Source organism: Winogradskyella sp. 4-2091, from assembly GCF_045765065.1.
GTDB lineage: Bacteria > Bacteroidota > Bacteroidia > Flavobacteriales > Flavobacteriaceae > Winogradskyella.
In genome coordinates this window covers 61,497-76,496 of record NZ_JBJKOD010000011.1, presented here as the reverse complement: position 1 = coordinate 76,496, position 15,000 = coordinate 61,497, and the positions used below count along the sequence as shown (strand labels likewise).

The 15,000-nt window shown below is 32.5% G+C and carries 12 protein-coding genes; all 12 read left to right on the top strand.

From position 1 onward, the window contains the following. Window positions 1-125: 125 nt before the first annotated feature. On the top strand, window positions 126-716 hold the full coding sequence (locus ACJBCC_RS13780) for a DUF6515 family protein (RefSeq protein ID WP_407557506.1): 591 nt from the start codon (window positions 126-128) through the stop codon (window positions 714-716). A gap of 191 nt (window positions 717-907) precedes the next feature. Beyond that, window positions 908-2,941, top strand: coding sequence for a VWA domain-containing protein (locus ACJBCC_RS13775; protein WP_407557505.1), 2,034 nt, complete (start codon window positions 908-910; stop codon window positions 2,939-2,941). A 17-nt stretch (window positions 2,942-2,958) separates the two neighbouring features. Next, window positions 2,959-3,771, top strand: coding sequence for a prohibitin family protein (locus tag ACJBCC_RS13770; RefSeq protein ID WP_299100063.1), 813 nt, complete (start codon window positions 2,959-2,961; stop codon window positions 3,769-3,771). A 267-nt stretch (window positions 3,772-4,038) separates the two neighbouring features. Beyond that, complete coding sequence (gene hisG / locus ACJBCC_RS13765) at window positions 4,039-4,896, top strand: ATP phosphoribosyltransferase (RefSeq protein ID WP_407557504.1); 858 nt, start codon at window positions 4,039-4,041, stop codon at window positions 4,894-4,896. 57 nt (window positions 4,897-4,953) lie between these two features. After that, window positions 4,954-6,246 carry a histidinol dehydrogenase gene (gene hisD / locus ACJBCC_RS13760; protein ID WP_407557503.1) on the top strand — a complete coding sequence of 431 codons (1,293 nt, stop codon included), beginning with the start codon at window positions 4,954-4,956 and terminating at the stop codon, window positions 6,244-6,246. A gap of 109 nt (window positions 6,247-6,355) precedes the next feature. Further along, a complete protein-coding gene (gene hisC / locus ACJBCC_RS13755; protein WP_299100057.1) occupies window positions 6,356-7,399 on the top strand; it encodes a histidinol-phosphate transaminase in 1,044 nt (347 codons plus the stop codon). Window positions 7,400-7,490: 91 nt separating this feature from the next. Further along, window positions 7,491-8,624, top strand: a complete 1,134-nt coding sequence (gene hisB / locus ACJBCC_RS13750) for a bifunctional histidinol-phosphatase/imidazoleglycerol-phosphate dehydratase HisB (protein WP_407557502.1) — start codon at window positions 7,491-7,493, stop codon at window positions 8,622-8,624. Between the two features lie 89 nt (window positions 8,625-8,713). Further along, window positions 8,714-9,295 carry an imidazole glycerol phosphate synthase subunit HisH gene (gene hisH, locus ACJBCC_RS13745; protein ID WP_407557501.1) on the top strand — a complete coding sequence of 194 codons (582 nt, stop codon included), beginning with the start codon at window positions 8,714-8,716 and terminating at the stop codon, window positions 9,293-9,295. Between the two features lie 65 nt (window positions 9,296-9,360). After that, window positions 9,361-10,086 (top strand): 1-(5-phosphoribosyl)-5-[(5-phosphoribosylamino)methylideneamino]imidazole-4-carboxamide isomerase, encoded by a 726-nt coding sequence (gene hisA / locus ACJBCC_RS13740; RefSeq protein ID WP_407557500.1) that lies wholly within the window; start codon window positions 9,361-9,363, stop codon window positions 10,084-10,086. 89 nt (window positions 10,087-10,175) lie between these two features. Continuing rightward, a complete protein-coding gene (gene hisF / locus ACJBCC_RS13735) occupies window positions 10,176-10,931 on the top strand; it encodes an imidazole glycerol phosphate synthase subunit HisF (RefSeq protein WP_407557499.1) in 756 nt (251 codons plus the stop codon). A 39-nt stretch (window positions 10,932-10,970) separates the two neighbouring features. Next, window positions 10,971-11,618, top strand: a complete 648-nt coding sequence (gene hisIE / locus ACJBCC_RS13730; protein WP_407557498.1) for a bifunctional phosphoribosyl-AMP cyclohydrolase/phosphoribosyl-ATP diphosphatase HisIE — start codon at window positions 10,971-10,973, stop codon at window positions 11,616-11,618. A gap of 116 nt (window positions 11,619-11,734) precedes the next feature. Continuing rightward, window positions 11,735-14,848: a zinc-dependent metalloprotease gene (locus tag ACJBCC_RS13725; RefSeq protein WP_299100044.1), complete on the top strand. Its 3,114-nt coding sequence runs from the start codon at window positions 11,735-11,737 to the stop codon at window positions 14,846-14,848. Window positions 14,849-15,000 lie beyond the last annotated feature (152 nt).

Below are 15,000 nucleotides of genomic sequence, written 5' to 3'. Positions count from 1 at the left end.
AGATGAAATTTAATGAAACATCTATTTGCTTTTTTTTACAGATATAATGCGAATATCTTTAAACTATCATTATGAAATTAAGTCATATATAATGAGAATAAGTTTAATCTTAAAATACAAATATTATGAAAACATTTATAAAAGCATTCATTTTGCCAGCCATAATTATAATGGCAACTTCAATAGAGGTAAATGCGCAAACAAAAAGGAATTCAGCAATAAAGAAAACGACGACTACAAAAAAGAATGTTGTCACTAAAACAAAAAGAATACCTAGTTCAAAAGTAACTTATAAAAAACCAACGAAAAAAGTGGTTTCAGTACGTTCAGTGCCTAATAAAAAAGTGGTAAAACATAAAGGGCAAACGTATTACTATGCTAATAATAAGTATTACACGCAGTCTCAAGGCCGTTATATCGTTATAGCACCAAAAGTAGGTTTTAGAATTAAAGTATTACCTACACATTTTAAAAAGGTAAAACATAATGCCCATAATTATTATAATGTAGATGGTACTTTTTATGTACAAATAGATAATGAGTATGAAGTAGTAGAGCCAGAAATAGGAACAATTGTTTACGAATTACCAGACGACTACGAAAAAGTAAACATTGATGGTCTAACGTATTACGAGTATGCTAATATTTTATACGAAAAAGTACAAATAGATGGCACTAGAGCTTACGAAGTAGTGGGTATTATAGACATGGAATAGATAATATATTTGATTAGATTGATTAGTTGATTGATAGAAAAGGAGGATAGTTTTTATAATTATTCTCTTTTTTGTTTTATTAAGATTTTATAATAAATCTTCTAATTATTCGTAATTTTGAAACTTATGCGATCGTAATAATAAGAGAATGTAATTAACGTTTAAAAATTATTACATCCAGAATTAAAGTAATGCAAAACACAACAATATTTTACATAGCCATTGCTGCAGTTACAGCGCTTTTATTAGCGCTGTTTCAGTATATATATAAATCAAAATTTAAGTCGAATTTAAAACACCTACTTACAGCACTAAGAACCATTTCTATATTCGGTATTTTACTATTACTCATTAATCCTAAGTTTGAATCCTTTACGTATTTTGACGAAAAACCAACATTAGTGCTTGCTGTTGATAATTCAGAATCGGTTTCTTATTTAAAACAAGCCGATAATGCAAAGCAGTTGTTAGATGCATTAGAAGAAAATTCAGAACTAAACGACCGTTTTAACATTGAAACCTACAGTTTTGGCAAATCAGTGTCGTCTTTAGATAGTTTAAATTTTAACAAGCGTCAATCTAATTTAGCATTAGCACTAAAACAATTTGGCGAAGTCTATGCTAACCAAACAGCACCAATTGTAATGCTTAGCGACGGAAATCAAACCTACGGTTCAGATTATAGTTATGTAGCCAAAAGCATTAAACAGCCTGTTTATCCGTTGATATTAGGAGATTCTACGGTGTATTCAGATTTAAGCATAAAGCAACTAAATGTTAATCGTTATGTGTACTTAAAAAATAAGTTTCCGGTTGAAATTATTGCAAACTACAGTGGTACGGAAAGCATAACTACAGAACTAAAAATTTGGTCTGGTAATTCCGTTGTGTTTAGAAAACAACTTCAGTTTAGTGCATCAAAAACCTCCGAAATTATATCAACAGCCTTAATGGCAAATAGTGTTGGTGTAAAAACGTATCGTGTTGAATTGGTGCCTTTAGAAAGTGAAAAAAATAAAGTCAATAATTCTAAGAATTTTGGTGTTGAAGTCATAGACCAGAAAACAAATATTGCTTTGGTTTACGACAGAATGCATCCAGATTTAGGTGCACTTAAAAAGTCAATTGAAAGTAATGAGCAACGCAGCGTTTCAATATTAAAGCCAAATGATTATTTGTCTAAAATAAATGACTTTCAATTAGTTGTATTGTATCAGCCAAACAATACATTTAATTCAGTTTTAAAAGAAATTCAAGACCAAAAAATCAATACATTTATTATTTCTGGCGAAACGACCAACTGGAATATCTTAAATGAAAGTCAAGATTATTTCAAACAAAAAATAACAAATCAAACCGAAAATTACCAACCGAGTTTAAACAGAAACTATGGAACATTCATCGTAGAAAATCTCGATTTCAGTAGTTTTCCACCTTTAAAATCGGAGTTTGGAACACTTCAAATTTCAGTGCCTTTTGAAACTTTATTATACAAATCAGTAAACGGAATTACTACTGAAGATGTATTACTGGCCACGATTGAAGTCGACGGAACAAAACATGCCATTCTTAATGGAGAAGATATTTGGAAATGGAGAGCACAATCTTTTCTAAACACCAATAGCTTCAACAATTTTGATGAATTTATTAATAAATTCGTTCAATATTTAAGTTCTAATAAAAAACGAAAGCGTATCAATATTGATTACAAATCATTTTATAACGGAAATGATGATGTTATAATTTCAGCGCAATATTTTAATAAGAATTTTGAGTTTGATAATTCAGCTTCACTAAGTATCATCTTAAAAAATAAAGAAGATGAGAGTATTAGAGAAGTGCCTCTTTTGCTAAATAATGGCAACTACACAGTAGATTTAAGTGGTATTAGTGCTGGTTTATATGATTTTACGATAAAGCATAATTCAGAGTCTGTTTCATCCTCTGGTAGTTTCCAAGTTTTAGAATATAATGTGGAGCAACAATTTCTTAACGCAGATATTTCCAAATTAAAAGCATTGGCAATAAATAGCGAAGGTGAAGCTTATTTTGCAAATCAATCTCAATTATTAATAGAGCATCTTCTTGCAGATAAGCGCTATGCAACCATTCAAAAAAGCACTAAAAATATCGTACCTTTGATAGATTGGAAATATCTGCTAGGCATCATAGTTTTAAGTCTTTTTGCTGAGTGGTTTATTAGAAAATACAACGGACTAATATAAACTAACATAAAATAAACATGGAAAAATTACCTAAAGTTGGATTGCCGATTTTAATCGGAATTATTATACTCGTCATTTTAGTGGCAAAATCAGCAGTAACCATTGGGCCAGGAGAAGGAGGCGTTTTATTTGAGCCTTTAGGAGAAGGGATTAATACAGAAAGAACCTATGGAGAAGGTTTTCATATTGTTGCACCTTGGAATGATATGATTATTCAAAAAGTACGTCAGCAATCTATATCAGATAACATGAATGTACTTTCTGTAAATGGACTAGATATTACCGTAAGTGGAACAATTTGGTTTGAACCTGAATATAAAAATCTAGGAAAATTAATTCAGACGAAAGGAGAAGATTACGTCAATGAATTATTGAGTCCTGCTATTAATGCAGCTGCAAAAAGTGTCGTAGGTCGTTATACACCAGAGCAATTATATTCTAGTAAAAGAGATATTATTGAGCTCGAAATCTTAGAACAAGTAAGGATAGAATTAGAAGGACAATACGTAAATGTAAAGCGTGTTTTAGTTGAAAACGTAAAACTACCTAACACTATTAAAGATGCTATTGAGCGTAAATTAAAGCAAGAACAAGAGTCTTTAGAATATGAGTTTAGACTAGAAAGTGCTAGAAAAGAAGCTGAAAAAGTAATTATTGAAGCTAAAGGTAAAGCAGAATCTAACCGTATTTTAAGTGCGTCGCTTACAGATAAGATTCTACAAGATAAAGGAATTGAAGCGACAGTAAAACTATCGGAATCACAAAATAGTAAAGTTATTGTTATTGGTTCTGGAGATTCTGGAATGCCAATTATTTTAGGAAATCAATAAAGTTTAAGTTGAAATAATAATTATTTCCTAAAAATGTGATTTTTTTAATCATAAATTAGGATTTAAAAATATTATTTCACAATCTTTGTAATAAGAAACAAAAACATGACATTTATTCAATTACATCATCATTTTCATACTAGCGATCAAGCGAGGTGAATTTGTATTGAATAATTTCAAGATATATTATAAAAACCCGTTTGAGAATTTCAAGCGGGTTTTTTATTTTTTAAACTCAGAGATTCTTAGACATTATCAAACTTAAAAATGAATAAACTAAAAATTGCAGTACAAAAATCAGGACGTCTTAATGAAGACTCCATGAGAATTTTAAAACAAATCGGAATTTCTGTAGATAATGGCAAAGACCAACTTAAAGCGTCGGCTCGTAACTTTCCTTTGGAAGTGTTCTATTTAAGAAATGGCGATATTCCTCAATATTTAAGAGATGGTGTTGTAGATGCAGCTATCATTGGCGAAAATGTTTTAATAGAAAAAGGAAACGATTTAACCATTGTAGAACGTTTAGGTTTTTCTAAATGTAAAGTATCTATTGCAGTACCAAAATCTTCAAACGCAACTAGTTTAAAGGATTTAAATGGTAAACGTATTGCAACATCGTATCCAAATACAGTAAATCAGTTTTTAGATAAAGCAGGTGTTAAAGCAAACTTGCACATCATTAATGGTTCTGTAGAAATCGCACCAAATATTGGCTTAGCAGACGGTATTTGTGATATTGTTTCTAGTGGAAGCACTTTATTTAAAAACGGACTAAAAGAAATAGATGTCTTATTAAAATCTGAAGCTGTATTGGCAACATCGCCTTTAATTTCTGATGAAAATCAAGAATTGATTGATAAAATTCAATTCCGATTAAAATCTGTTTTAAAAGGAAGAGGTAGTAAGTACGTCTTGTTAAATGCACCAAACGAAAACCTTGAAAAAATAATTGGTTTATTGCCAGGAATGAAGAGTCCAACGGTTTTACCTTTAGCTACTGAAGGTTGGAGTTCTGTGCACTCAGTGATTAATAAAAATGATTTTTGGGAAATTATTGACGAATTAAAAGCTAATGGAGCAGAAGGTATATTAGTTTGTCCAATTGAAAACATGGTGTTATAAATTCCTGCGAAAGCAGGAATCTCAAGATTATATTGAGTGCTTTAAGAATTATAAAATATGAAATTACATATTAATCCAGATAAATCAACCTGGTCAGAGTTATTAAAAAGACCAACTCAAACCATTGGAGACATTGAAGCGACTGTAAAAACGGTTTTTAATGAGATTCAAACTAATGGCGATAGTGCAGTTGAAAAATACACATCAAAGTTCGATGGTGTTACACTTATAAATAATGTGGTTACGCCAGAAGAAATAGCAGAAGCAGCCAACAACGTTGATGAAAATCTAAAATCGGCAATACAATTAGCAAAAGCTAATATTGAAAAATTTCATAGTGCTCAAAAAACAGATAAAGTTTTTGTAGAAACGATGTCTGGTGTAAGCTGTTGGCAAGAAAAACGGCCTATTCAAAAAGTCGGACTTTATATTCCTGGAGGAACAGCACCTTTGTTTTCAACGGTTTTAATGTTGACTGTTCCTGCACAGATTGCAGATTGTAAGGACATTGTGTTATGTTCGCCACCAAACAAAGAAGGAAAAATTGCTAACGAAATTTTATATGCTGCACAATTATGTGGCGTTACTAAAATTGTAAAGGTTGGAGGAATTCAAGCCATTGCTAGTTTAACTTTTGGTACAGAAACAATTCCACAAGTTTATAAAATATTTGGCCCTGGTAATCAGTTTGTAACGGTTGCAAAGCAATTAGCGACGCAATATGGTGTTGCTATTGATATGCCAGCTGGTCCAAGTGAACTTTTGGTAATGGCAGACGATTCTGCAAATGCTGCTTATGTGGCTTCAGATTTATTGAGCCAAGCTGAGCATGGAGCAGATAGCCAAGTGATTTTGGTGACGACATCTAAGAATTTTGCCGATAAAGTAAGTACAGAAGTTGTATCCCAATTAGAAGCTTTACCAAGAAAAGAATTGGCTAAGGTTTCCATTTCAAACTCAAAGTCAATTGTGGTTAATGATTTTGAAACTGCTTTAGAATTAATTGATGCTTATGGTCCTGAACATTTTATAGTTGCTACTGAAAACGATGATTTTTTTGTTGAAAATATCAGTAATGCTGGTTCTGTTTTTATTGGAAATTACACACCAGAAAGCGCAGGCGATTATGCTTCAGGTACTAATCATACCTTACCAACTAATGGATTTTCAAAAGCGTATTCAGGTGTGAATTTAGACAGTTTCCAAAAAAGTATGACCTTTCAAAAAATATCGAAAGAAGGGATTCAAAATATAGGAAATGCTATTGAACTTATGGCAGAAGCAGAAGGGTTGCAAGCGCATAAGAATGCGGTAACTCTAAGATTGAAAGACTTGGAGAAAATGTACTGAACTCGTTTCAGTATTATAAATAAGTTAAAAATAAAATGTTGTGTCATGCTGAACTTGTTTCAGTATCTCAACTAAACTAAAGATTCTGAAATAAATTCAGAATGACAATATGAAAAATTTCAACATAAATAATCTATTAAGAGATAACATTCGTAACATCAAACCTTATTCTTCCGCAAGAGATGAATATAAGGACATTACAGACGGAATGCTGTTTATTGATGCCAATGAAAATCCGTTTAATACAAACGTAAATCGTTATCCAGACCCTCAGCAAGTCAAATTGAAACGTCAATTAGCAGATTTAAAAGGAGTTTCAGAAAAAAATATCCTTTTAGGAAACGGAAGTGATGAAGTGTTAGACTTAATATTTAGAGCGTTTTGCGAACCAAATCGTGATAAAATTATTACGTTGCCACCAACTTACGGCATGTATTCTGTGTTGGCTAATATTAATGCGGTGGAGAATGTAGAAATTCAATTACAATCGGACTTTCAGCCGAATATTGAATCAATTTTAGAAGCTGCCAACAAGCAAACGAAGGTGTTGTTTTTGTGTTCGCCAAATAATCCAACAGCCAATAGTTTTGAAGCGAATAGAATAGAAGAATTATTACATAAGTTTAAAGGAATTGTAGTGATTGATGAAGCGTATATCGATTTTTCAAAAGAAGAAAGTTGGTTAAAACGTTTGCAAGAATTTCCAAATTTAATCGTAACACAAACCTTGTCTAAAGCTTATGGTTTAGCCGGAATCCGATTAGGAATTTGTTTTGCGTCTGAAGCAATTATATCTGTTTTAAACAAAATAAAACCACCATATAATATTAATCAACTAACGCAAGATAAAGCCTCAGAACGATTAAATACTATGGAAACAATAAAGGAAGAAGTTAGCACAATTTTATCTGAACGCGAATTATTAGCGGAAAAGTTAAAAGATATTTCACTTGTAGAAACAGTTTACTTATCAGACGCTAACTTTTTGCTAGTCAAGGTAGATGATGCTAATAAACGATATGCGGAATTAGTTAAAAAAGGAATTGTGGTAAGAAATAGAACAACTCAAGCTTTGTGTGAAAATTGTTTGAGGTTCACAGTTGGAACTCAGGTTGAGAATGAGAAATTAATCGAAGTATTAAACCAATTATAACAATGGTTGTCAGTCTTGCGAAGGCAGGAATCCAAAATGATAAACTATAATTTAAAATAGATTCCTGCCAACGCAGGAATGACAGATAAAGATGAAACCAGTATTATTCATAGACAGAGACGGAACACTAATTAAAGAACCTGCAGACGAGCAAATAGATTCGTTTGAGAAATTAGAGTTCTACCCAAAAGTATTTCAATATTTAAGCAAAATCGCTAAAGAATTGAATTTTGAAATCGTGATGATAACCAACCAAGATGGTTTAGGCACTGAGGTTTATCCTGAAGATACTTTTTGGCCAGTTCATAATTTTGTTCTAAAAACGTTTGAAGCTGAAGGTATAGTTTTTAAAGAACAGTTCATTGACAGAACATTTGCCAAAGACAATGCGCCAACCCGAAAGCCAAATACAGGCTTATTAACCAAGTATTTTTCTGAGGATTATGATTTAGCAAATTCATTTGTCATTGGAGACCGATTAACTGATGTAGAATTAGCTAAGAATTTAGGTGCTAAAGGCATTTTTATTAATGACAACACCAATTTAGGAACTGATGAAGTTACCGTTAGTAATGCTGAATTAGAAGACTACATCGCTTTAGAAACAAACGATTGGGAAGTTATTTATAAATTCCTGAAAACCACAGAACGTGTTGGTTCTATAGAACGAAACACCAATGAAACAAAAATTAAAATCGACCTAAATTTAGATGGAACCGGAAAAAGCAACATTGATACTGGTATTGCGTTTTTCGACCATATGTTAGACCAAATTTCGCGTCATGGTCAATTAGATTTAAACATTAAAGTTGATGGCGATTTGGAAGTTGATGAACACCATACTATTGAAGATACAGCAATTGCACTTGGCGAAGTATTTGCTACAACTTTAGGAAACAAACTAGGTATAGAACGTTACGGATTTTCTCTACCAATGGACGATTGTTTGGCGCAAGTAGGTATTGACTTTGGAGGTCGGAATTGGCTCGTTTGGGAAGCCGAATTTAAACGTGAAATGATTGGAAAAATGCCAACAGAAATGTTTTATCATTTTTTCAAGTCTTTTACAGATGGCGCAAAATGTAACCTTAACATTAAAGTAGAAGGCGATAACGAACATCATAAAATTGAAGCCATTTTTAAAGCCTTTGCAAAAGCGATTAAAATGGCTGTAAAGCAAGATGTGGAAAAAATGATTTTGCCGAGTACAAAGGGAATGTTGTAAAGATTTGTCATTCCTGCAAAAGCAGGAATCCACTTTAAAGAATTAAATAATTAGATTCCTGCCTTCGCAGGAATGACAATAAATTGTCAATGAAATTATCAATAGTAAATTACGGAGCAGGAAACATAAAAAGCATCCAATTCGCCTTTAAGCGATTAGGTGTAGAAGCTGTTTTAAGTAACAATCCAGATGAAATTATTGCTTCAGATAAAGTGATTTTTCCAGGAGTAGGCGAAGCGAGTTCAGCAATGAAAATGCTTAAAGAAAGTGGTTTATACCAATTGATTCCAACATTAAAACAACCGGTTTTAGGTATTTGTTTGGGTATGCAGCTTATGTGCAACCACACTGAGGAAGGCGATACTAAAGGTTTAGGGATTTTTAATACTGAAGTGAAACGGTTTTCAAACAAGGTCAAAGTGCCTCAAATGGGTTGGAATACCATTTCAAACTTAAAATCTGATTTATTTAAAGATATTAAGGATAACGAATTTATGTATTTGGTACATAGTTATTATGTTGAAAATTGTGACGAATCCATTGCCACATCAAATTACGAATTAGAATATGCTTCGGCATTAGAAAATGATAATTTTTATGGTGTTCAGTTTCATCCAGAGAAGAGTGGAAAGACAGGAGAGCAGATATTAAAGAATTTTATTGAATTATAAAGCTATTTGCTATTAGCTGTTAGCCCTTTGCTAAGAGCCAAAAGCGAAAAGCCAAAAGCTAAAAGATGAGAATAATACCAGCAATAGATATCATAGAAGGAAAGTGCGTAAGACTCACAAAAGGTGATTACGACACTAAAAAAATATATAACGAAAACCCGTTAGAAGTCGCCAAATCTTTTGAAGATGCAGGTATTGAGTATCTTCATGTTGTAGATTTAGATGGAGCAAAAGCGAGTCACATCGTAAACTATAAAGTTTTAGAAAGCATTGCAACTAAAACCAATCTTAAAATAGATTTTGGTGGAGGCTTAAAATCTGACGAAGATTTGAAAATCGCCTTTAATTCTGGAGCCAATCAAATTACAGGAGGAAGTATTGCAGTAAAGAATCCAGATGTTTTTCAAAATTGGATTTCAAAATTTGGAGCAGAGCGCATCATTCTTGGAGCCGATTGCAATAATGAAAAAATCGCGATTAGTGGATGGCAAGAAGAAAGTACTTTAGAAGTGATTCCTTTTATTAAAGACTATCAAGCTAAAGGTATTCAATATGTGATTTGCACAGATATTTCAAAGGATGGTATGTTAGAAGGCCCAAGTTTTGAGTTGTATGAGAGGATTTTAGAGGAAAATAAGAATATAAAGCTTATTGCTTCTGGTGGTATTTCAAAATTTGATGAATTGCCTCAACTAAAAGAAATGGGCTGCGAAGGTGTTATTATTGGTAAGGCCATTTACGAGAATAGAATAAGTTTAAAAGAATTAGAGAATTTTATAATTAATGGATAATCAAATTGTTGTTATTCCTGCGAAGGCAGGAATCCACTTTGAAGAATTAAATAATTAGATTCCTGCCTTCGCAGGAATGACAGAAAACTATGTTAACAAAAAGAATAGTACCATGTTTAGACATTAAAAACGGAAGAACCGTTAAGGGTGTCAACTTTGTAGATTTAAGAGATGCAGGCGACCCAGTTGTATTGGCAAAACAATATGCAGACTTAGGTGCAGATGAATTGGTGTTTTTAGATATTGCTGCGACTTTAGAAAATCGAAGAACCATGCATGATATGGTTTTAAAAGTAGCGGAACAAGTCAATATTCCGTTTACAGTTGGTGGTGGAATTTCATCTATTGAAGACGTAGATGATTTGTTGCATTGCGGCGCAGATAAAGTATCTATTAATTCTTCGGCGGTAAAACGACCAGAATTAATTAGTGAGTTATCTCAAAAATTCGGCAGTCAATGTGTTGTTGTAGCTATTGATGCCAAAGAGGTTGAAGGCGAATGGTTGGTGCATTTAGCAGGAGGAACTATTCCAACAGAAATAAGATTGTTCGATTGGGCAAAAGAAGTAGAAGAACGAGGCGCAGGAGAGATACTATTTACGTCTATGAATCATGATGGTACAAAAGCCGGATTTGCAAATGAGGCTTTAGCACATTTATCTGATTTGGTTAATATCCCGATTATAGCTTCAGGTGGTGCAGGAACTATTCAACATTTTGTAGATACCTTTAAAGATGGTAAAGCAGATGCAGCATTAGCAGCAAGCGTGTTTCATTTTGGCGAAATACCAATATTAGAATTAAAAGAAGAATTAAAAAAACAGGATATTCCTGTGAGAATATAAATGTCATTTTGAACGAAGTGAAGAATCTCACAATTAATTATGAGATTTCTCGTCGCTTTGCTCTGTCGAAATGACAAAAAAGAAATAATTATGAACGTAGATTTTAATAAAAGTCCAGATGGCTTAGTACCAGCAGTAATTCAAGATGCGGCAACTAACAAAATATTAATGTTGGGTTATATGGATGCTGATGCATTAAAGAAAACCATTGATACTAAATTAGTCACATTTTTTAGCAGGTCTAAGCAGCGACTTTGGACAAAAGGCGAGGAGAGTGGCAATGTTTTAAATTTAGTAGATATAAAACTAGATTGTGATAGTGATGCTTTATTAGTTAAAGCAAGTCCGGCAGGTCCTACATGCCATAAAGGAACAGATACATGTTGGAACGAAACTAATGCTCAAACCTATGGTTTTATTTCAGAATTAGAGGAAACGATTGCTTCGAGAATAAAAGTCGGTAACTCTGAAAAGTCTTATGTAGCTTCTTTATTTGAAAAAGGTATTAATAAAATTGCCCAAAAAGTAGGGGAGGAAGCTGTAGAAGTGGTTATCGAAGCAAAAGATGATAATGATGATTTGTTTTTAGAAGAAAGTGCAGATTTATTGTTTCATTATTTAATGTTACTTCAGGCAAAAGGGTTTAAATTAAATGATGTGGTTGACGTATTGTTAAAGAGAAATTAAAATCTTTGCATATAATTTAAATTTTTAAGAATAAATGTAAATTTTAAACGTATTATCGTTTAAATAAGTATTTTACGGAATAATTTTGTTAAAAATAACTCTTTTATTTCTTTAATATGTATCGTTTCAATCTTGCTCTTGCACTATTAATTGCTTTTACTTTTTCAACATTTTCTGAAGCTCAACAGAAATGTGCTACTGACATAAAAAGACAAGAATTGCTTTTAGATCCTAATTTTGTTGAATTAGAAAGGTTAACTGAGGAAAAGGCTATGGAGGCTTTAAAAAATAGAGACCTATCTAAAATGACAAATGTCTTAACAATACCAGTTGTTATACATGTTTTGCATTTAGGAGAGGCAGAAGGTGTAGGCTCAAATATATCAGATGCTCAAATACAAAGTAGCATAGATAATCTTAATGATTATTATCGTGGTCAAATTCCAACAAGTGCAGTGGACTTTGAGATTGAATTTGTATTAGCACAACGAGATCCCAACTGTAACGCAACAGATGGAATTCTGAGAGTTGATGCTTCAGGATTACCTGGTTATTCTGATTATGGTGTAAATGTTTCAAATAGTAATGGAGCTGATTATTCGGATATTGTAACATTTAGTAGTTGGCCTAAAAATGAATATTTCAACATATGGATTGTCACGGAATTAGATAATAATGATGGCGGATATGGCTATCAAGGCTACGCCTATTATTATGGTGAAAATTATACGAATCATGGCTCTGTAATGATGGCTTCCGTTTTTGGTTACGACCCAGGAAATACAAATGGTTGGGGATTAAATTCAAATGGAGATAATAGTACTGTAGTTCATGAAGCAGGTCATTATTTAAATTTACATCATACATTTATTGGTGATGGTATAGGAAATGATTGCCCATTAGATGCTGTTGTTGGTACAGATAGTGATGGTTGTGCAGATACAGTGCCACATAGAAGAGAAACAAGTACATGTCCTGTAATTAATAGTTGTACCGGACTGCCATGGGTAGATAGCAATACCATCAATAATATAATGGGTTATTATAGCTGTTCAGACCGACTTACAAACGATCAAAAAACTAGAGTAAGAGGGATAATGGAAGGCACATTGATTGTTAAATCTAAAGGAGCTACGCCATTAGATCCGAGTTATATTGCTCCTATGACAGCATGTAGCACTAATTCTTCTCCTTCTGTATATGCCGGAATATTAAGCGTAGAGTTAAATGGAAATATTGAATCATCTTCATATTCACAAAATGATGGTGGAAACATAGATCTCGCTTCTTGTTCAAATTCTTTTATTATAGATGCATCGGTTTCTAATACTTTAAATGTAGGAATGTATACTAATAATTTTCAACAATTAGGTGTGTGGATAGACTGGAATAATGACGGAGATTTTGACGATGATTCTGAATTTCAGCATTTTTCTCAAGATATATCTGCTAACGCAACTGTACCTATCGTGTTAAGCTATCCAACAGCAATACCGTATGGAGACTATGTGAGAATGCGATTAATAACCGATGTAGATGATGGTTATACTGGTGTAGGTCTAATTAATTCATCATGTTATTCGTCGTTAATCTATGGTCAATCAGAAGATTATTCAATTTATGTGGAATCCAATGTAAATACAACGTATACTTATAATAATGGTTGGTCACCAACCAACCCAATAGGTGTATCAAATTCTTCGGATACATTCATAATTGAAGCAGGTACTGCAAATATCTCTGCTAATACAAGTTGTAATACGGTTTCGGTAGATCCAGGAGCAGCCCTTACTATAGATTCGGGAGTAATACTTTCTACTTCTTTAGTGACATTAAATTCTACTTCACAACAATTTTCTAGTTTAATTTCGGATGGCTCTATAACAGGTTCAGTTGTGTATAATAGATATGTGTCCTTGGTAGGATTTGAAATTGGTGGAACTAACGATTTAATTTCTGCTCCAATATCTGGACAACTTTTTCCTGATTTTGCAACATTAAATGTTCTTAATTTGCCAGCTTCACTTTTAGTTAGAGCATTTGCACCTTACAATACAGCTGCAGGTGAATACCAAAATTATGATATTGTAACTAATTTACTAACCACAATCGAAGCTGGTAAAGGTTATAGAACTGCTACCACTGATGGAGGAACATTATCATTTATTGGTTCTCCAATTAATACTGATGTATTAGATATACCTATAACAGATGCTTCTGCTGGCTTTGCTTGGAATTTAATAGGTAACCCTTATCCATCTTATATTGATTTTGAAGACTTTTTCACTGAGAATTCTACTGAACTTGCTACTGGAACAGCTTTTCAGGCTGTATATGGTTATGATGGTGATGCCAATGATGGATGGACGGTTTGGAATTTAGCAACTATTGCAAACACAACAGTAACAGAGTTAATTGCTCCAGGACAAGGGTTTTATGTGAAATCTAAATCTGGAGGCGGATTAATTGATTTTACCACAAGTATGAGGCGTGTTGGAACGTCGGATGATTTCATTGCTGGTAGAAGTTCAAATTCTAATGTTGCATTTTGTAAGCTAAATTTAACTAGTGATTTTAAGACTGTTTCGACAGAAATCTATTTTATTGAGGGAACTACAAGAGGATTAGATTCTGGTTACGATGCAGGTTCTTATAGAGGTAGTGCTGGTCAGTTCTCAATATTCTCTAACTTAGTAGAGGATAATGAAGGGTTAGACCTCGCTATACAATCGTTACCATATAATGATTTAAACAATACTATAGTACCTATAGGTATTAACTCAACTGCGAATGAACAAATAACAATTTCAATTGATAGCTTTTCTAACATACCAACAGATGTAAATATTTATTTCAATGATACTTTAGAAAATACATCAGTATTATTAAATACAGGTGAATATAGTTTTACGCCATCTCAAGATCTTTTTGGTACAGGACGTTTTTATATTCAATATGCCACTCAATCATTATCAGTCAATTATAATGAATTAAACAACCTTACTATATTTACAGAGCAATCTACTAATAGCATAGTAATTGATGGATTATTGAACTCAGGCAGTATAGCTCAGTTATATGACATACAAGGACGTTTTGTACTCAATAAACAATTAAATTCTTCCAATGTTTCTAATAGGATAAACGTGTCTTCGTTAAGTACTGGTATCTATATATTAAAAATTTCAGACCAAAATAACTTCAAAACTAAAAAAGTAGTACTAAAATAAAATCTATAAAATAAATTAATATTGAGGCTACTTATATATTAGTGGCCTTAATAATTTTACGTAGTTATAAATAGTATATAGGCTCAAATATAATTAATAGAAAGTTTACAAGACTTTCAATATATACATAAACAATTGTTTAATAAGGCTAT